Annotated in this window: 10 protein-coding genes; 4 read left to right on the top strand and 6 right to left on the bottom strand. The window is 28.1% G+C overall.

Annotation, left to right across the window (positions count from 1 at the left end):
* The first annotated feature begins 89 nt into the window (after positions 1 to 89).
* On the top strand, positions 90 to 509 hold the full coding sequence (locus I4V51_RS14510) for a L,D-transpeptidase (protein ID WP_347708664.1): 420 nt from the start codon (positions 90 to 92) through the stop codon (positions 507 to 509).
* A gap of 340 nt (positions 510 to 849) precedes the next feature.
* Here the strand turns inward: I4V51_RS14510 and I4V51_RS14505 are convergent, their stop codons facing one another.
* From I4V51_RS14505 to I4V51_RS14485, 5 genes are all read right to left on the bottom strand, one after another.
* The gene (locus I4V51_RS14505) at positions 850 to 1,353 is read right to left on the bottom strand and encodes a DUF2798 domain-containing protein (protein WP_195989147.1); all 504 of its coding nucleotides are present in this window, start codon (positions 1,351 to 1,353) and stop codon (positions 850 to 852) included.
* Between the two features lie 244 nt (positions 1,354 to 1,597).
* Positions 1,598 to 2,638: a recombinase RecA gene (gene recA, locus I4V51_RS14500; protein WP_195989149.1), complete on the bottom strand. Its 1,041-nt coding sequence runs from the start codon at positions 2,636 to 2,638 to the stop codon at positions 1,598 to 1,600.
* A 138-nt stretch (positions 2,639 to 2,776) separates the two neighbouring features.
* Positions 2,777 to 3,514 (bottom strand): MBL fold metallo-hydrolase, encoded by a 738-nt coding sequence (locus I4V51_RS14495; protein WP_195989146.1) that lies wholly within the window; start codon positions 3,512 to 3,514, stop codon positions 2,777 to 2,779.
* A 119-nt stretch (positions 3,515 to 3,633) separates the two neighbouring features.
* Positions 3,634 to 4,782, bottom strand: a complete 1,149-nt coding sequence (gene fliB, locus I4V51_RS14490; protein WP_195989145.1) for a flagellin lysine-N-methylase — start codon at positions 4,780 to 4,782, stop codon at positions 3,634 to 3,636.
* 258 nt (positions 4,783 to 5,040) lie between these two features.
* Positions 5,041 to 13,119, bottom strand: coding sequence for a DUF11 domain-containing protein (locus I4V51_RS14485; protein WP_195989144.1), 8,079 nt, complete (start codon positions 13,117 to 13,119; stop codon positions 5,041 to 5,043).
* A 179-nt stretch (positions 13,120 to 13,298) separates the two neighbouring features.
* On the opposite strand from I4V51_RS14485, the gene I4V51_RS14480 reads away from it, so the two are divergent.
* Both I4V51_RS14480 and I4V51_RS14475 read left to right on the top strand, forming a co-directional pair.
* A complete protein-coding gene (locus I4V51_RS14480) occupies positions 13,299 to 16,739 on the top strand; it encodes an isopeptide-forming domain-containing fimbrial protein (RefSeq protein WP_195989143.1) in 3,441 nt (1,146 codons plus the stop codon).
* A 157-nt stretch (positions 16,740 to 16,896) separates the two neighbouring features.
* Positions 16,897 to 17,583, top strand: a complete 687-nt coding sequence (locus tag I4V51_RS14475; protein WP_195989142.1) for a YoaK family protein — start codon at positions 16,897 to 16,899, stop codon at positions 17,581 to 17,583.
* A 159-nt stretch (positions 17,584 to 17,742) separates the two neighbouring features.
* On the opposite strand, the gene I4V51_RS14470 is transcribed toward I4V51_RS14475, so the two are convergent.
* On the bottom strand, positions 17,743 to 18,786 hold the full coding sequence (locus I4V51_RS14470) for a galactose ABC transporter substrate-binding protein (RefSeq protein WP_207745976.1): 1,044 nt from the start codon (positions 18,784 to 18,786) through the stop codon (positions 17,743 to 17,745).
* 151 nt (positions 18,787 to 18,937) lie between these two features.
* On the opposite strand from I4V51_RS14470, the gene I4V51_RS14465 reads away from it, so the two are divergent.
* Entirely contained in the window at positions 18,938 to 20,779 is a 1,842-nt protein-coding gene (locus tag I4V51_RS14465) for a S8 family peptidase (protein WP_195989141.1), read from the top strand.
* The last annotated feature ends 8 nt before the right edge of the window (positions 20,780 to 20,787 follow it).

Raw genomic sequence — 20,787 nt, 5'->3', positions numbered from 1 at the left:
ACTTTTATAATAATATAAAAAACTTATATCATAAGTATATTTTAAAAAAATCTATAATATCATCTAATCTTAGAGCTCCATCAAATTATATTGCTACCTCTACAGATTTTGTAAATAAAAATAATCTATCTAGTGGTACTAAATATTTAATTTGGGTAGATACTAAAAATTTTCAAGTAAATATATTTTTAGGCTATAAAAACAACTGGAAATTACAAAAAAAATACCTTTGCTCCATTGGGAAACCTTCTACGCCTACACCTTTAGGAACCTTCCAAGTTGGTGCAAAAGGTTACTCTTTTGGAGAAAATCATGGATATATTTGTTATTACTATACACAATTTAAAGGAAACTATTTATTTCATTCAATTTTATATAACTTAGATAATACTATTAGAGATGGTAGACTTGGATTTAAAATTAGTAATGGATGCATAAGACTTGCTAAAGTAAATGCTAAATGGATTTATGATAATATTCCTTACGGAACTACAGTTTATATAACTTAACTCTTATATTTTTAATACCCTATATTAATAAATTGTGAAGCAATTTATTTAGTTAAGGGCCTTTGTCCGGTTAAGTTTTTTGAACAGCGCTTCGCTAGTTCAAAAAGGTTTAAAAATTGACTACGTCAATGGTAAGGGCCTTGCGGCTAGTTAAGGAAGAAACTTCTTACGAAGTTTCTAAAATATATATTCAAAGGAATTACGAATTAATTTTATCCTTAACTCTTTAACGTTTGCGTCAGCAAACACTTACCTATGATTAATTAGCACAAGCTATATTAATCACTTTACCTTGGCCGTTAGGCCCTTAACTTTTATTTTCCTTCGCAATTTTATTTAATTATGCAATGTCTTTTTCTAGCTCTAAAGAATTATCACTCTTTTCATGAATAATTCTCATAACCTTTCTTGCTATAGGTTGTACAATAATAAGTTCTAAGAAAATAACTACACAAAAATTTCGTGGCCAGGATATTGGAAATTCTTTCAAAACCTCTGTATTAAATCCAAATCCTAGTACCCCACCTATAAGTGTCATTATAATAGACATTCCAATAACAGTGAAAAATGCCTTAAATAAAATATAAGCATTTATACTATCTGTTGGCGAACTAAAAATTTTCACTAATTTATCAGATATTTTTCCTACAATAAGCCCCTCAATTAACATTGCAATTACAAATACTACTGGAAATACTTTTATTGATAACATTATTGAATCTTTATTTATTCCCCCCATATTAATACAAATATTCATAGTAGCCATAAATAAACAACTTAATGCACATATAATGGCTCCATAAATCAATCCTTCTTTATCGTTTCTAGGCATACTTTTATCCATATTTTTTACTCCTTTATTTCAACTAATTTTTTCTATTTATTATTATTTCTTTACTTTGTCGACTGAGTAAGTATATCATAATTTAAAAATTGCATGTAATACCCTAAATTTAAATTTTCACATGTAATTTTTCCCGATATTTAACATTTAAAGTAACTAACAACTCCTTCTTTCTACGTTATATTACATACAAAAAGGAGTTATTAAAAATATTTTTAATAACTCCCTACTTTAATAAAGCTTATTACTCCTTATTATCAATAACTTTATCAATTTCAGATACCTCATATACTACTTCTGGTATATTATATTTTTCTCTTATTATATTTTCTATTTCTAAAGCAATATCTGAATTTTCTTTTAAATAAACTTTAGAGTTTTCTCTTCCTTGTCCAAGTCTTATATCATTATAAGAAAACCAAGCTCCACTTTTTTCAACAATCCCTTCATTTACACCAACATCTATTAAATTTCCTTCTCTTGAAATTCCTTCATTATACATAATGTCAAATTCTGCTTGTTTAAATGGAGGTGCAACCTTATTTTTAATTACTTTTACCCTAGTTCTATTTCCTAAAAAAGTATCACCATTTTTTATAGTATCAATCTTTCTTATATCTAACCTTACTGAAGCATAAAACTTAAGAGCTCTCCCACCAGCAGTTGTTTCTGGATTTCCAAACATAATTCCAATTTTTTCTCTTAATTGATTTATAAAAATTACAATACATTTAGACTTATTAATAGCCGCAGTTATCTTTCTTAACGCTTGAGACATTAATCTTGCTTGTAATCCAATATGAGAATCACCCATTTCCCCCTCTATTTCGGCCCTAGGAACAAGAGCTGCAACAGAATCTACAACTATTACATCTATTGCATTTGACCTTATAAGTGCTTCTGTTATTTCTAAAGCCTGCTCACCAGTATCTGGCTGACTTAATATTAAATCATCTGTTTTTACTCCTAACTTTTTTGCATATGATGGATCTAAAGCATGTTCAGCATCAACAAAAGCTGCTGCTCCACCTAATTTTTGTGCTTCTGCTATTACACTAAGAGCAATTGTTGTTTTACCTGAAGATTCTGGACCATAAATTTCTACTACTCTACCCTTTGGAAATCCTCCAATTCCTAAAGCTATATCTAACGCTAGTGAACCTGTTGATACAGATTCTACATCTAAGGATGTATTGCCTCCAAGCCTAGTAATTGAACCTTTTCCAAACTGTTTTTCTATTTGTCCCATAACACTTTCTATTGCTCTTAATTTCTCATTATCAATATTCATCTATATCCTCTCCATCTTTTCCTAATAAAATAAAAAATGCGTTTGTACCTATGGCAAGTGGTATGACCATAGGTACAACGCATTGTCTTTCAAAGTATAACATATTTTTTTTTATTGATGTAATACCTAAAATTAATATTTTTTATTAGCTAGCATCTTGATATTATCATTTACATTATTATTATAAACTCCGCCATGATAACAAATAACTGTTTTTATATCATATTTACATAACTTCTTTATTGATTTTGAATACATTTCATCATTAAAGTTTAAATCAGAATCTGCAAAGCTTAAACTTTCATCTTTAATTATAAAAGCATCTCCAACTATTAATATTTTACTTTCCTTATCATATAAACTTATATGACCAGGGGTATGCCCAGCAGTATCTAAAACTATTATATTCTCAAAGCCAGGAATAGTATATCCATCACTTAAAGTCAAATCTATATTAACCTTATTACAATTATAAAACTTTTTCATCTTTTCGTATAATATCTTTGCTTGTTCTGGTAAATCATTAAAATTATCTTCTAAATAATTTAATTTTGTAGGAGTTTTACTTCCATTTATATATTTTTCTTCAACTTCTGAAGCAAGAACTTGCACATTAGGAATTTCATTAATAATTTCATAAGCTGTACCTACATGGTCTATGTCTTGGTGAGTAAGTATTATAGCTACTATTTTATCAAAGCTAAGACCTTCGTTTTCAATTGCATTTTTTATTTCTTCAAACTGCCCTGGATTGCCAGTATCGATTAGTAAAAGTTTATCATCATTTTTTATCAATGTTGGATATATAAATTCTTCTGGATTCATCACTGATTTTAATTTTAAAACATATATATTATTATTTAATTTCATTTTCCCCTCCAAAATCTTTATATTAATTTAACAATGGTAAATAGCATTAATAAATATTATTTGAATATTTATTAAATTTATACTAATACTATTGATTTCATAGGTAATAATTTATTATGTTAATATAAACTTATAAAGCATATATATCCGACTTCTAAAATTTCACTACTAAAGCCTTCATTAATAAACTCTATAACAGCTTCAGTATTATTTCCAATAACTCTTGAAAATACCACTACATAATCCTTTATACTTTGTATATCTAATCCTTCCTCTTCGCTAATACAATATTTTAAGAAAAGTGCATATCTGATTAGTAAATATTCTAATATAATTATCTCAAAAGAAAGTACTACCTCTTCAATATCATTACTATTACAACTTGCTAAAACTTTAGATACTATACAATTTTCAATAAATTCATTATATTTTTCGAATTTTCCTTTGTAATCATCCCACTGTTCACAAAGATATTCTATTTCTATTTCTTCTGCAAAACTTGAAATCTTCTCTAAAATACTTTCTAGTCCTGAAACCTCCCTATAGTTTTCTACTATATCTAAAAACAAATTATTAAGTTCCTCTATAGACTCATCTATATTTAAATTTACTTTGCTATACATCTCTTGAAGCTCTGTTATATATTCTTTGTCTTTATATTTTTCTATTTCCGTAAATAGTCTTCTTTTTTGAATATGTACATTTTCTAAAATAGTTAATAGCATTTGGAAACAAATTATTAGTTTATATTCTAATGCTAATCCATTATGCTGAATTATACTAACTAATGCTTCTCTTACTTTAAGCTCTAATGAAGAACCTATAGACTCATTATTATCTTTACATATCATATTAATTTTTCCATCAATATTACTTATAATTTCTAAAACTTCTGGACAACAACATGATAAAGTAAATTCATTTCTATCTCCTAATATATTTTTTATTCTAGGAAATGTTTGACACGTTAAAGATATGTATTCATCTCCATGGTTCTTCACTATTTTACACAAACCATTTTTATCTAATAATGGACATGTCTCATGAGTATATTTATCTAAAAAGTATTCCTTTTTATCTTCTGTCTCTTTTAATTTTAAATTCTGTAAAATATAATTAAATTTATTTTCTTCACTTTTCCACTTGTTAAAAGTATTCTTATCTACATTTATATCCCATCCTTTACAACATGTAAATTTGCATTTATCTGCACTACATTTAAAATTATCATAATCTGTAATTTTTGATATACTTACTTTCTTATTCATTCTTTATCTCCATTTCATTTATTAACACTATAAAACTTAAAAATATAAATTTAAAACCTAAAATTCAAAAAAAATATAGCTAGTAAAGCATTTATTTCACTAGCTATATTAACTTACTTATTATTATAAGTATATATAAATTTAATTAAAAGAAGCTATCATATATGACTATAGAAATATATTTACATGATAACTTCTCAATTAATAACTCTTAAAGTCTTTTAAAACATTAACTTTTTCTGATAATACAATTTTATCTTAACATAATTCAATAACTTGAACTTTATAAACAACTGTTATGATTTGACCTGGTGTCATTATACCTAAATCAAATCCAGCTGCTGGATTATAATTTGTATATGCTATTCCATTTACTGTTACTGAACCAATAACAAATACTGTATTTCTTGGATTTGGATCTTGGAATACAACATTAGTAGCATTAATGTTGCCTGTATTAACAATAGTAATTGTATAAGTGAGTTGTTCACCAATAGTTGCAAACTTTTTATTAACAGCCTTAGTAACACTTAAGTTTCCATATGCTATATTTGTTGTCACAGTATTAGAATAACTAGTATCAGTGTAATATGGTTGTTTTGGATCTACTGGATATTGATAATTAACAACTGCTTGGTTAGTTACTTGATTAGTACTAGGAACTGAAACCACTGTTGCTACAAATTGTATTGTTACTACATTACCTATTGGTATATTTCCTAAACTAAATCCAGCTGTTGGATTAAATAATGGTTTATTTACTCCATTTACTATTACACTACCAGTTTTAAACGTTACCCCAGCTGATGGTATATCTTGAAATATAACATTATAGTCAATTACATTTCCTACATTAGTTAATGTGATAGTATAGGTTAAATCGTCCCCTAAAGTAGCTATAGATTTATCCACAACCTTAGTTGTTGTTATTTTACCCAATACTACATTAGTATTTACTGCATTACTTGGTTGATCCTTAGTTATAATTGTTCCAGTTGGATTTATTTGATAACTAAAGTTAATATTAGAGGTGTTTGTTACATATGCTGGAGTTGGTAATGAAATTATCTTAGCTCCAAATTCTACAGTTACAGTTTGAGATGGTGCTAAATTAGATAAACTAAATCCAACTGTTGGATCATATGATGGATATACAACACCATTTATCATTACTGTTCCAGCTACAAACATTAATCCTGATTGCATTATATCTGTAAAGAATAAGTTTGTTGCATTTACATTACCTGTATTAGTAATTGTAGAAGTATAGTTTATTGTATCATTAACCTTTGCATACATATTATCTACTGTTTTAGTATTAGATAAACTACCTATATTAACATTAGTTGTTACAGTATTTGATGTTGCAGTAATAGGATAGCTTGGCCCTTGTGGGTCTATATAGTAAATACCATTTGATACACCATAGTTTGTTACTTGTGGTGGATTGGGAAATGTTGTTACTGTTGCTTGGAATTGGATTAGTGAAGTATTTCCTGATACAAGTATATTTGGCAAGTTAAATCCAGCTGTTGGATCATAAGTTGGATAACTTACTCCATCAATTATTACTGTACCTGCTAAGAATGCTGCACCATTTGATAAAAAGTCTGTAAATAATAATTGTGAAATAGTTGTATTACCTGTATTTTTAACTAAAACACCATAGTTTAAAACATCTTGAATAGTTGCATATGCTTTATCAACAGTTTTAGTTGAAGTTAAACTTGGTTGAATAATTGTAGTATATACTGTATTAGATTGATAAGAACTACTATAATATTGACCATTAGGATCAACTTGATAAGTGAATGTTCCTACTGCGTAGTTTAATACTGAAGCATGTGTTGGATTTTGAATTACAGTAACTGTAAATACTACTGTTACACTAATCAATGGCGCTATATTGCCTAAACTAAATCCTATAGTAGGGTCATAACTTGGCTGAGTTGTTCCATTGACTTTTACTGAACCTGCATTAAATGTTACATCACTTTGCAAGTTGTCTGTGAATATTACACTATTAGCATTTATATTACCATTATTAGTTACAACAACAGTATAAGTCAATACATCTCCCATTGTAGCATACATCTTATCTACAGTTTTAGCTAATGATAATGAACCTAAATTAATTTGAGTTGTTACAGTATTTGAATTAATTTGTACTGGAATATCTGATCCACTTGGATTTACTCTATAGCTAAATGTTAAATTAGCTGTATTACTTGCTAATGATGGATTTGGTACTGATGTTACAGTAGCTTGGAAAACTACTACTACAGTATTACCAGAATTAATATTTCCTAACGTGAAACTTGAATAAGGATTATAGCTTGCATAAGAAGTTCCATTAATAGTTACTGAACCTGTAACAAATGTTAAACCTGTAGGAATAACATCTCTAAAATTTACATTGCTAGCAACTGTATTACCTGTATTTACAACATTAACTGTATAAGTTATTAAATCACCTATAGTTGCATAAGCCTTACTAACTGACTTAGTTGGAGTTACGCTACCTACATTAATTCTTGTGTTTACTGTATTAGTTTGACCTTCAACTACTACTGGTTGATTAGTTGGGTCTATATAATAACTATAGCTATCTGTTGCAAAGTTATAAATATAATTGCTTATTGGTAAAGTTTTTACTGTTACAGCAAAGGTAACAACTGTAGTTCCATACCCAGCAATAGCATCCAAATTAAATCCTGTATTGGGATTATAAGAACCATAGGATACTCCATTAATTTTTACAGAACCAGTTACAAAACCAGCATCAAATTGAATCATATCTTGGAAAAATACATTAAAGCAATTTGCATTGCCTAAATTATTAATAGTAACAGTATAATTTAGTATATCTCCTATTGTTGCATATGCTTTATCAACAGTCTTTGTAGCTGATAAATTACCTACTTTAATATAGGTTATAACAGTGTTAGAAGGAGTTGTTATTGTTACTGGACTATCTGTTGATGTTAACTTATAAGTGAATGTTACATCAGCGGTATTATCAATTTCACCACTTTGAGGTAATGAAAGTGCTTTAATACTGAACGTTACTGTATGAGCTTGCTTTGGTGTTAAATCTGTTAAAGCAAAACCTGTATTTGGATTATAGCTTGATTGTGCTACTCCATCTACTATAATTGTTCCAGTATTAAATGAAGCTGATGCTGGAATTAAATCTTGGAAAGTTAAATTTGTTGCATTTACTGAACCTGTATTAGTAATTAGTACTGAATAAGCTAAATTATCTCCAACTGTTGCATAATATTTATCTACTGCTTTTGTAATAGTTAACTCACCTACTGCAACATAAGTTTGAGTAGTATTAGTGTTAATATTAGCAGTAATAATTTGTGTTCCTACAGTATAGTCATAATTAATTGCTGCATAGTTATAGATAATATTATTAGCTGGTCTACTAATAATTATTGCTGCAAAAGTAACTGTTGTTGTTGTGCCTGCTGCTATATCAGCTAAATTAAACCCTGTATTAGGATTATATCCTGTTTGTTGAGTTCCATTTATATATACAGAATTTGTGATAAATGAAATATTACTATCTAAAGTATCTTTAAATACAACATGTTGTGCTGAAACATTTCCCTCATTACTAACTGTAATAGTAAAGTTTAAAGTATCTCCTATTTTAGCTATTGCTTTATCTACAGATTTATTAGTAGATACAATAGTATCATATACATATACAGTTGTTGTATTTGAAGTTTTTGTCTTAGTTGTTAAACTTCCATTTGGATCTACATAATAAGCATAATTTACATTGCCACTATTCAACAACTCATTGTTAGCTGGAATTGAATTAGCAGTTACCTTAAAACTAATAGTAGTTTGTTGTCCTACTGGAATATCACTTAAACTAAATCCTGTATTAGGATTATAGCTTGGCATATTTACTCCATTTACATATACTGTACCACTATTAAATGAAGACTCAGCTTGTAATATATCTTCAAATAATACATTCTTCAATAATGTGTTACCTATATTAGTAATAACAAAATTATAAGTGATAATATTAGTTAATCTCACAATACTTCTATCTGCAGCTTTAATTATTGTTAAATCACCTAAATTTATATAGGTTGTTACAGTATTACTTATTACTGAAGCTGAAATATAAGGTGCAGTTGGATCAATATTATATTGATAATTTATAATAGATGAATTTGTAACATATCCATTTGATGGCACACTATCTACTGTTACATCAAAGGTTACTATTACATTTGCTCCTGCATTAATACTTCCTAAAGTAAATCCAACATTAGGATCATAAGAAGAATAAGCTGTTCCATTTATCTTTACTGATCCAGTTACAAAAGTTAAATTATTTGGTACATTATCAATAAAATTAGTATTTGTAATACTTACGTTACCTTTGTTAACTATAACAGAAGTATAAGTTAAAGTATCTGGTACTGTTGCATACATTTTACTTACACTCTTTGTGTTAGTTACTGCCATAGTATTTACATTAGTTGTTACAGTATTACTTGTTAGAGTACCATTAATATATGGTGAGGTTGGACTCATTTGATATTTGAAAGCTAAATTAGCAGTATTTTTAATTTGTGGTGGAGTTGGAACGCTAGTTACTGTTGCTTTAAATGTTATTACAACATTTCCACCTGGTAATATATCAGTTATTGAAAAGCCTGTATTTGGATTAACACTTGGATTACTTATACCACCAATTACTACTGAACCTGCTACAAAAGTTACTCCACTTGGAATTAAATCAGTTAAAGTAGCATTTGTTAATGTTACTGTTCCTGTATTATTTACAGTAACAGTATAATTTAATATATCACCAATTGTTGAATACATTTTATCTACAGATTTAGTTAATGTTGCTGAATAAGAATTAATTACTGTAGTTACTATATTAGAAGTTGAAGTCTTATTTATTGGTTGCCCCGTTGGATCAACATAATAACTATAAGATGTTGTTGCATTATTTTTAATAGTATTAGGACTTGGTAAACTATTTACTGTTACTTGGAATTGCACTGTTACAACTTGACCACTATTCATTGTTCCTAGTGTAAATCCTGTTACTGGATTATAATCTGGCTTACTTACACCATTTAACAAAACAGATCCTGATACAAATGATGATTCTGCTTGAATTGTATCATTAAATAGAGTATTTAATGCATTAGCATTTCCATTATTAGTTACTGTAAAAGAGTAAGTTAAAGTATCTCCTACAGCTGCATATAACTTATCCACACTCTTTACTAAATCTATTTTTGCATATGGATCATAGGTTATAACTTGATTTGAATATACTGTTTTAGTTATTATAGGACTATCTGGATTTTCTTTATAACTTAAAGTAACTTCAGACATATTAGGAATATAGCCAACTGGAGTATTTGATACTATTGTTGTAGCAAATATTATTGTTGTAGTATCTCCAGGATGTAAATCATCTATTGGAAATTGTGTGGAAGGATTAAGAGTTGGATAATTAACACCGTTAATATAGACAGTTCCAGATACAAAATTTAAAAATACTCCTATATAATCTGCAAATTTTATATTTGTTAAATTTACAGTACCTGTATTAGCTATAGTTGTTGTATACACTACAGGATCTCCAGTTTGTGCATAAATCTTATCTACTGATTTAACTACTGTATATTGAGCTTGATTTATAGTAGTTTCAACTATATTGGTAAATTTAGTACTTGTTAAAACACTTCCATTTGGATCTGGCTTATAACTATAAACTAAATTAGCTGCATTGTATACTATATTAGGGTTTGGCAAGGTATTTACTTTAACTTGGAAAGTAACATCTATAGAATCATTTGGGCATATACTACCTAGTGTAAATCCTACTGTTGGATTATATGCTGGATAAGTTATTCCATTTATAACTACTGTTCCTGCTACAAAAGAAATATTTGATTGTAAACTATCTAAAAATACGGTATTAGTAGCATTTATATTTCCATAATTAGTTATTTGTACTGTATAATATAAAATATCATTTATTAATGCATATGCTTTATCAACAGTTTTAACTGCATTTATACATACATAATTAGTTACTGTATCTACTGTATTAGAATCTTTTTCTGAATTAATTACAGTTCCACCAGTAGTGATTTGATACTTAAATGGAATCTTAGCTGTATTTTGAATTAAACTATCTGGATTAATACTATTTACCAAGACTTGATATTGTATATTGGTTGTTTGATTTGCATTTATTGGATTTGATAAAATAAATCCTGTAAATGGATTTAAAGCTGAACTACTTGTTCCATTAATAATAACACTACCACTAACGAAAGTAGCTCCTGGTACGCTTGGCTCTAATACTTGAACTCCTGTTGCTGAAATATTACCTATATTAGTTAAACTAAGTGTATAAGTTACTGTATCTCCTATATTAGGATAATAATTATTATTACACCTTTCTCCAATTACATCCACAAATTGAACTTGTATATTAGTTGGATTGCTAATAGCAGTTTTTTCTCTTAAATATCCATATTGATTATATACATATCCATAAGAAATAAAACTAACATTAGTTATCTTTGTTGATGCAGGTAATGAATTTACTTTTGCTTGAAATACTATTTCAGTGCTATTACCAACTGCTAAATCAAGCAAACTAAATCCTGTTACTGGGTCATAATCTGTGTGAGCTACTCCATCTATTACTACACTTTCTGCTACAACTGAACAACTTGAATCCATTTTATCTTGGAAAAATAAATTTTTCCCAATTTCTGTACCAGTATTTTTAATATCTATTGTATAAGTTACCGTATCATTTACATTCATTGTAGTTTTAGATGCTGATTTAGTAATAGTTAATAATCCCTGTTGAACTATTAATTCTATAGTATTAGTAATACAATTATTTGTAATTATATCTAATCCTGAAGTAAATTGATAACTATAATTTGCATTTTGATATAATAACCCACCTGAAGGTAATGCATTAACCTTAACAGTAAATAATATATTTACAACTGCACTAGCACTTACTGTTCCAATATTAATTCCATTTAATATATTAGCTGTAGAATTAGTTACTCCATTTATAACTACAGATCCTGGAACAAAAGTAGTTGTTGAATCAATAGTGGCTGATACTATAACATTATTTGCATCTACATCTCCATCATTTTTTATATGGATAGCATAAACTTGTGCTTCTCCAACTTGAACATTGTATTCACCATCACCATCAATATCATATGCATCTAATGTTCCTATAATATTTGGAGCTTTTGAATATACTTGTGTCCCTAAAGCCACTAATTGAATTCCATCTACATCTGTACTTGTTGTCATTTGACCTGCAATTATTGTTTGATTAGTAACTAAAGTATTTGATATATCCACATTAGTAATGTCCCACTTATTTCTATTTCCCACTGCTTGCATAGGAACAAATCCATCATTATTATGAGTTCCATTAGTTCCATTTATATTTAAAAGTCCATTACTAGAATTTACTGGATCAGCTATATTAATTAACCCCGCAAAAAAATTATTTCCTGCGTTATTAGGAACTGTTCCTGGATTAGGATTTGGACTAAATACTGTATTTCCTATATTGCTTAATTGAGCAAAAGATGGTCCAGCCATTACATACTCGTTTCCTATTAAAGGCTGACCATTAGCACAAATTATATTTATACTACCTTTTAATAGTGTAGTATCAGAACTAGTAGTAAACCCTGTAAGTGTTGTTTGCAATGGAGTACTTGGTGTTGCTACTGATATACCTGAATTATAAAGAACCTTTTGTGGTTTAAATAAATCATTTCTGTAAATTACTGATAATGACCATCCACCTCTTGAATTACTTAATCCTGTAGCTGGAACACTAATAGGAACATTAGAAACCGTATAATTCCCTGCTAATGCTGCTTGCACATAAGTTGTAACATCAGCTGCTCTATATCTATCTACAGTTCCTGATGCACCTGTATAACTATCTATATATTGAGGTGTAATTTGATAACTTCCTTTAGATGTTGTAAATGTTATTGAACTGTCTTGAATACTTCTTAAATCTAAAGCTCCTGATACATTACTAAATACAGTAGAATACCATACAAGCTCTGCATACAATACAGTACTATTGCTTATAATATTTAAATTTGCAGTACTTCCAGATTGTGTCCAATCTCTTGTTGTGGTTCCATCTATTTTTATTAAATCAGAGGTATTTACATCTGGTACGCTGCTATTACCACAAACCATAAATGTGTTTCCTGTTGAAACTAAAACAACTTTGTCAACAGATGAATACCGTTGTATTAATGCCATTTTATTATCTCCTTTTCTTTAATCTTAGAGATTTCTAAAAACTCTAATATACTATATTAAGTAAAACTCTCTTTAGTTACAAAATTATTGTATATTAGACATTTTTTTTATTCTTTACGTAACATAATTATTGAACCTTAAATATAATATAATGAATAAATTTTAAGGAGTGATCTATTATGCCTTCTAATATACTAAATCTGAATATTAGTAATACTCAAAACATCCCAATTATAATAGGAAATACATCTTCATTTAATATAAATATACAAAATCTTAGTTCTAGTCAAAGATTATATAATTTAGACATTAAACTTACTTTACCTGATGGTATGGCACTCTCAGCATCAACAGTAACCCAAACCTCTAGTGTAACTAATGCTGATAATAGCATTACTTATTCCTGGGTTAATCTAAAAGACATTGCACCTATGGAAATCAGTTTTGTATTTAGCATTACAGTAAAATGTAATACTAAATTTAAAAATGGAACTGTAATTCCTTTTGGATATAATTTTTCCGGAATAACAGTTTCTTGCCAAGTAGATACTATGCCTAGAGGATTTTACGATATAGGTAATCAAGTGCTTACTCAACAAATTTCTATGACTTATATAACTACTATGTTTACAGGAATAATTACTACATCTTCTAAAGTTTTAAAAGGTGCTGGAACATCAGCTTCATTAACTGATTATACTCAAGTAACTACAGCAACTTGTAAATTTACTAATAACTCACTTTCTGCTTCTTTAGTAAATATAACTATATTATTAGATGATGGTATAAGATATATAGGTAATATGAACCTTTCTGGTACTGATGCATCTAAATTCTCAGCACCTACTGTAAACTTAGTAAATATAAACGGTAAACTTTATACCCAACTTTATTGGGGAAATATTAATTTATCAATTAGTAGTAGTACTACTTTAATATTTAGTTATGCTATATGGAATAAATATAATAGTAATCAAGGTAATTTAATAGTTCATGGAACTACTCTAAATATGTCAATTAATATGACTTCTGCTGATCCACTTATTAATTCAACTTACAATAGTAATTGTAGATTTTCAGCTATGGATTTAATAATAACAACCTCTATTAGTAAGTCAATAGTCGATGTACAAACAGCTATAACCTACATCTATGTATATAAAGTAGGACAATATTATAATATTCAAAATATCATTGTTAATTATTTCTTACCTGATGGAATATTTTATATTTCAAGCTCATCTATACCAATCTCTGCGGTAGATGATCCTACTATGCAAGGATACTATATAACCTATAATTTTTCTTTAGCTACTGCAAACTCTTCAAAAACTGTTACACTCAGTGCCAAGGTAGATAGTTATTATAGATATAAATTTGATAGTCAACACTTTAATTTACCTGTAGTTGCTTCTGATCCATTTTTAGCTACTACAGATATTTCTGGTACTCTTGTTTCACTACTCTCTACAGCAACTGATAATACTAATGTTAGTTCTAGTATAGGTATTGGAAGTATAACTAAACAATTTGTTAAAGGTTATTATAAGGATGGAACTCCTAAAGCAATAAATTCTTTAGCTCCCGGTGATTTAGCTGAATATTTACTAACTTATAGTGCTTCAACTTTGCAGGCTATCCAAAAACAAGTATATATAGATGACTTTTTCCCATTATCTGCTGATCCAATAACTAGTCTTAACTATATATATACTGGTATCACACCAACTGTATCTCCACAACTAATAAGCCCTCATGGAGTTGATTTTAATTATGGAGATATTGCAGGACTCTCTTCTGGTACAATTGATTTTAAAGTCCCTATTGCTTTATTAGGTTCTTCTGCTCAAAATGCAAATTTAATGAAATTAAAAGGTATAAACACTTATGGTTATGCTTATAGCACTAGAGCACAAGTTAATTTTAATATAGGTACTCCTAACTTAACTTTAACAAAAACTGTAACAGGTCCAAATAAAAGTGCTATACAATCAAATGAAATATACACCTATACAGTTACAATTAGTAATTCTAGTAATCTTGGTACTGAGACAGATGCTTTTGACTTTACACTTAATGATACTTTATCAGCTAGTTGGTTTACTCTTAATCAAAGTAGTATAAATATTACTGGTACTGGTAGCTATAATTCACCTACTATCCAAGGAAATAATATTGTAATTTATATAAATAAATTAGCCCCAGGGACTTTTATAACCTTGTCTTATAAAGTTACGATAAGCTCAGTACTTTCCCCTGGAGTTACTATAACTACTACAGCTACTACAACTAATCCTTACTCTCAAGTTTATAATGCTAGTAGTACCAATTTTCAATATAGCAACTTAAATAAAAGTGCTTCAGTTTCACTTTCTTCATTAGCTATTGCACTTACAAAAACTAACTTTACCAGTACTTTCAAAGTAGGCTCTCTAATAACTTATACACTTTCAATTACTGTTCCTCAAGGTACTATTGTTTATGGGTTATATGCTAAAGACATCTTACCAAATGGTGGACAAAATTATTTAGGCCCATCCTATAGAAATAATATAACTATTACTCCTAATGTATCTTCAAATGTAGTTACTTTTCCTACTGAGGGAACTATTGATGCTAGGTCATCTTCTCAAACAATAACTTATATTTTTACAGCTAAAATAACTAATTCAACTAAAACACTAAATACTACAACATCAACACAAACTAATACTCTTCAATGCTTGTATCAACAAGCTCAAAGCAGTAGTTACTCTACAATTATCAAAAGCTTAACTTTAACAATAAATCATCCTAATATATTAATGAACCTAAGTGTTACCGATAAAACAAATTCCACAACTTATACTTCAAATGCTAATATAAATGTTAACTCACTACTTCAATTTAAATTAATATTCCAAAATAATAGTGCTATTAATCTTCTTAATGGAACCTTAACTATTCCTGTTGATATCAACTTTGTATTCTATTCAATTGATACAACAAGTTTATGTACTGCAGCTTATAATCCTACATCTAAAAATATTATTATAACTATCCCTCAATTAATTCCTTCTCAATCTGGATATATATTATTTACTGTAAAACCTCAAGCATCATCTAGAGTTGGAACTACAATAAATACTCAAGCTACTGTTACTTCATATTATAATGATATATCTACTACTAAAGTATATGGTGGTGAATCAAGCAATATCTTAAATTGTGTATTACCTCCTGGAGTTTCCTTAAACCCTAACCCTATATATAAAATAAATGACTCAACAGCATTTATTGTTACTCCCCCTGGAAATACAGCCATTATTCTTGACTACTTTCAAAATACCGGTGGTGGGTATGATGATTTTACTTTAATAATTCAAAAGGTTTCTCTCCCTTATAGTTTATATATTGATAATGTAAAAATAGCTGATATTCCTGCCAATACACTTTATCAGGATGATTTGGCCATACTGGCAAGCTTAGCTCCAAATACAAGTAAGGTTATTAAAATTACAACTGTTATTCCATCTAGTCAATCTTTAGGCTCTAGATATGACTTTACTGTAACTGCACAATCTAAAACTAGTCCTTATCCAAAAAAAACAGTATTAAATATAGATCCTGATCCATTTTAATAAAAATAAGTAAAGCGTAAATCCATCATAATGGAACTACGCTTTTTTATTACTAACAAACATTTTCAACTTAAAACTATTTTATTGATTATACTAAGTTAATTTAAGGCATACTATATTAGATGTTTATTATTTAATTGCAAAAAGGTTGAGTAATATGAAAAATAGCAATAAAAAATTATTCCCTTGGGAAAAGCCTTTATTTATTATAATAACTACTTTTGTTGGTGGATATATGAATGGATATACTTATATAACACGAAATAATATATTAGCTAATATGCATACTGCTAATATGTCTAAATTAGGAATTAATATTGCACTTGGAGAGTGGTTAGAGGCACTAAGTTACTTTCTTCCTATTATGACTTGTATCCTAGGTGCTGCATTTAGTGAATTACTTAGAGCTATACTTACCACTTTTAAATTTAAAGGTGATTGGAGAAAATTTGCTCTTATTTTAGAAAGCATTGCTTTATTTTTAATAGGATTAATTCCTAAATCTTTTCCAGATGTTATAGTTACCAATTTAGTATCATTTCTTATGGGATATCAATTATGTTTATTTAGAGATTGTCTTGGAACTGGATTTAATACAACTATATGTACTGGCAATATTAGAACTGTTGGAATACTACTATTTAGTGCATTAGATAAGAAAAATAAGGAATCATTAAAAAAATTAATTACTTTTGCAATTCTCACCTTTTCTTTTGCTTTTGGCTCTATTCCTGGAACTTTAATATCGCTTATATTAAGCATTAAAGCAGTCTGGCTTTGTAGTTTAATACTATTTTTACAAGCATTTTGGATATATTATTATGAAAAAATTTATTTAATATAACTAATTTTTCACTTTGAACATTTATTCCTAGTTTTCATATCATTACTTATAAAATGAAATTAATATACTTTATTTAAGTTACTTGATAATGAGAATTTAAATTAAAATAAAAAACTAGTAGAGTAAACTACTTATAAATAGTTTACTCTACTAGTTCCTTTATTTTAATAACTGTTCATTTATAATATATTTTGTATATGGTATACGTACTCCTATACCGCTACTATCAAAACTATATCCTGTATTTTCAAGTGGTTGTTTTCTTTCTACCATATTTATAGATATTTTATATAATGCATCTGACATTTTATATGGTTGCTGCACAACTGTTCCAGACATCTTTCCTTGTTTAATTAGGTTTATAGCCTCTTCTGTACCATCTACTCCAACAATAATAACTTTTTCTTTTGAACTATATCCAAATTCCTCTAAAGCAATTACACTTCCTATTGCCATCTCATCATTATTACAAATAATCGCTTCTATAGAGTTTCCATACTGTAATAAAAGTGATTTTACTATATTTTTAGCAATATCCCTATCCCAATTACAAAATTCAGATGCAATTTCAATATTATCAACACCATTTTTATTTATAGTTTTTATAACATACTCACTTCTTAGTTTTGCATCTAAATTATTTTTTTCTCCCTTGATAAAAATATACTGAAGTATATTATCATCATTTCTATCAAATTTTTTTTTATTTTTCTTCCATAACTCTGTAATTATTTCTCCCTGTAAGATTCCTGCCTCTTCTGAATCATTACCCACAAATACTGCTTTTCCATATGATTTTATGTTTACTAAAGAAAATGGTTCCCTATTAAAAAATATTACTGGTATGTTTTGTCCTTTAATTTTATCTACTAAATATTTATCATAACCTATATCTACCATATTTAATAATATTATATCAGTTCCATTTTTAAGTACTTCTTCTAATTGCTTATTTTGCAACTCTTGACTTTTATTTGCATCATAAAAATTAAAACTTATTTTATCTTTATTATTATTTTCAATTTTCTCAAGCTCTTCTTTTATTTCACTTATATATTTATCTTTATATGTATATAGTAATACACTTGCATTTATAGGTTTATCTGAAATAGTTATACCATATACATTCATAAAATTATTTATAAACCCACTAAAAAGCAGGTGGAAAATTAGAACCTTTAATATTATTTTTTTTAATACCATTATTATGTTAACTCCTATAAATATCTATTATAACTTATGATTTCACAATAATTTAAATTCTAATTGTAGTATTTGTTAATCTATAAATTTAATTCATTAATTGAGATTTAACTTAATATATTAAGTATTATTAAGTTTTGGAGATACCATAATGAATAATAAAAAGTCTTTTTATTTCGATCCATTGACTGAGAATTTTTTAGTAGAATATAGAGGCAACTTTAAAGAAGAAATAGATAAAATTTCTTATGCTGCTGGAGATATAATTTCTAGTACCTTAGCAGTTGTATCCTTTCTACCTGAAGATAGAGAAAGACTCTTAAAAGATGTTCCATCAATAGTTTACATCGATTTTAGAATGATGGTAGTACTACAAAATATATCACCAACTTATGTGGATAATATTAATAACATAAAAATAAACCCTTATTTAAATCTTGATGGTTATGGTGTTACAATTGGCATTGTTGATACCGGCATTGATTATCTAAATGAAGAATTTATTTGGGAAGATGGTACTTCTCGTATTTTAAAAATATGGGATCAAAATATTCAAGATAACTCTGATAATAATTCAGATGTGTTTATAGGTAAGGTTTATAGTAATGAAGAAATAAATTCAGCTATAAAAGCTTATAAAAACAATGAAAATCCGTATAGCATTGTTCCAACTAAAGACGAACGTGGACATGGTACCAAAATAGCTGGAATTATAGGTGCTAGGGGTACTACCAGCGAATTTCAAGGTGTAGCTCATAAATGTAATTTCATAATTGTTAAGCTCATGGAATCTACTAATTTTAAGTCTATGTTAAAGGATAACTTAATAGATGATGTGCCTATTTATAATACTTCAGAATGTGTTGCTGGATTAGAGTTTTTAAAAAAAGAATTCTTTAAATTAAAAAATAAAGCCATGGTTATCTATACAGGCTTTGGTTCAACTGAAGGTAGCCATGACGGTAGAAACCTTATTAGCCGCTATTTAAATTCACTTGCATTAATAAGGGGGCTTTGCTTAGTTACAGGTGTGGGAAATGAAGGTGCTGCTGAAGGTCACACAACTGGATATATAAAATCTAAAAATGATATATCAACTCAAGAATTAAAAATTCCAAGAGCAATTAAACATCTTAGTTTTAATATCTGGATACAAAAACCTAATAGCGCTTCAGTTGAAATTATATCACCTACTGGAGAATCATCTCAAATTATAAAGTCTAAAATAAATAAAATTGAAAAATATAAATTTGTTTTCACTTCAACAGAAATTACTGTTTCATATCGTCTTCCAGATAACTTTACGGGATCTAATGTAATTAGCATTCAATTTAAAAACTTAAAACCTGGATCATGGAAGATCAAATTAATTGGTGAATATATAATTGGTGGTAGATATGATATATGGCTACCACCACATATAACCCTTCCAAGTGGTTTAGTGTTTATGGAACCCAATAATACTACTACCTTAACGCTTCCTTCTACCGCTCAAAATACAGTTTCAGTTGCATATTATGGAGAAAACCAAGTAGTTTTAGCTGAGTCCGGTAAAGGATGGGATTATAATATAGGTAGAATTAAACCTGACATAGCTACTATAGGAGTAAATGTTCTAACAACAAAGCCCGGTGGCGGCTCTACTACACTTTCTGGTAGTTCCGCAGCTACGGCTATAACTGTTGGTGTTTGTGCTCTACTCCTTCAGTGGGGAATACTTAAAAGTAATGATATAAGTATGTATTCAAATAAAATTAGAAGCTATCTTATTTATGGTACATTAAGAAATCCTAATTATAAGTATCCTAATAAAGATTTAGGATACGGAGAATTAAATTTATTAGGAACCTTTAGTTCAATAGCAAAAATATATAATAATCAAACTCAATTAAATAGCCTTATGAGTATAAGATCTGATTCTAATATAGTTGATTCAGAGTATATAGAGTATAGTATTAATAATCTATTTATAAGAATTCCAATAAATACTTAGGAGGATTT

The organism is Clostridium sp. D53t1_180928_C8, from assembly GCF_015667795.1.
GTDB lineage: Bacteria > Bacillota > Clostridia > Clostridiales > Clostridiaceae > Clostridium.
Note: the sequence above shows the minus strand (reverse complement) of the source record. Positions and strands in the feature narration are given on the sequence as shown.

What these genes read in the sequence shown, in the direction of transcription:
- I4V51_RS14475 (WP_195989142.1), top strand. Translation starts at nt 16,897, where the DNA reads ATGAAAAATAGCAATAAAAAATTATTCCCTTGGGAAAAGCCTTTATTT.
- I4V51_RS14470 (WP_207745976.1), bottom strand. Translation starts at nt 18,786, where the DNA reads ATGGTATTAAAAAAAATAATATTAAAGGTTCTAATTTTCCACCTGCTT.
- I4V51_RS14505 (WP_195989147.1), bottom strand. Translation starts at nt 1,353, where the DNA reads ATGGATAAAAGTATGCCTAGAAACGATAAAGAAGGATTGATTTATGGA.
- I4V51_RS14495 (WP_195989146.1), bottom strand. Translation starts at nt 3,514, where the DNA reads ATGAAATTAAATAATAATATATATGTTTTAAAATTAAAATCAGTGATG.
- I4V51_RS14465 (WP_195989141.1), top strand. Translation starts at nt 18,938, where the DNA reads ATGAATAATAAAAAGTCTTTTTATTTCGATCCATTGACTGAGAATTTT.
- I4V51_RS14485 (WP_195989144.1), bottom strand. Translation starts at nt 13,119, where the DNA reads ATGGCATTAATACAACGGTATTCATCTGTTGACAAAGTTGTTTTAGTT.
- fliB (WP_195989145.1), bottom strand. Translation starts at nt 4,782, where the DNA reads ATGAATAAGAAAGTAAGTATATCAAAAATTACAGATTATGATAATTTT.
- I4V51_RS14480 (WP_195989143.1), top strand. Translation starts at nt 13,299, where the DNA reads ATGCCTTCTAATATACTAAATCTGAATATTAGTAATACTCAAAACATC.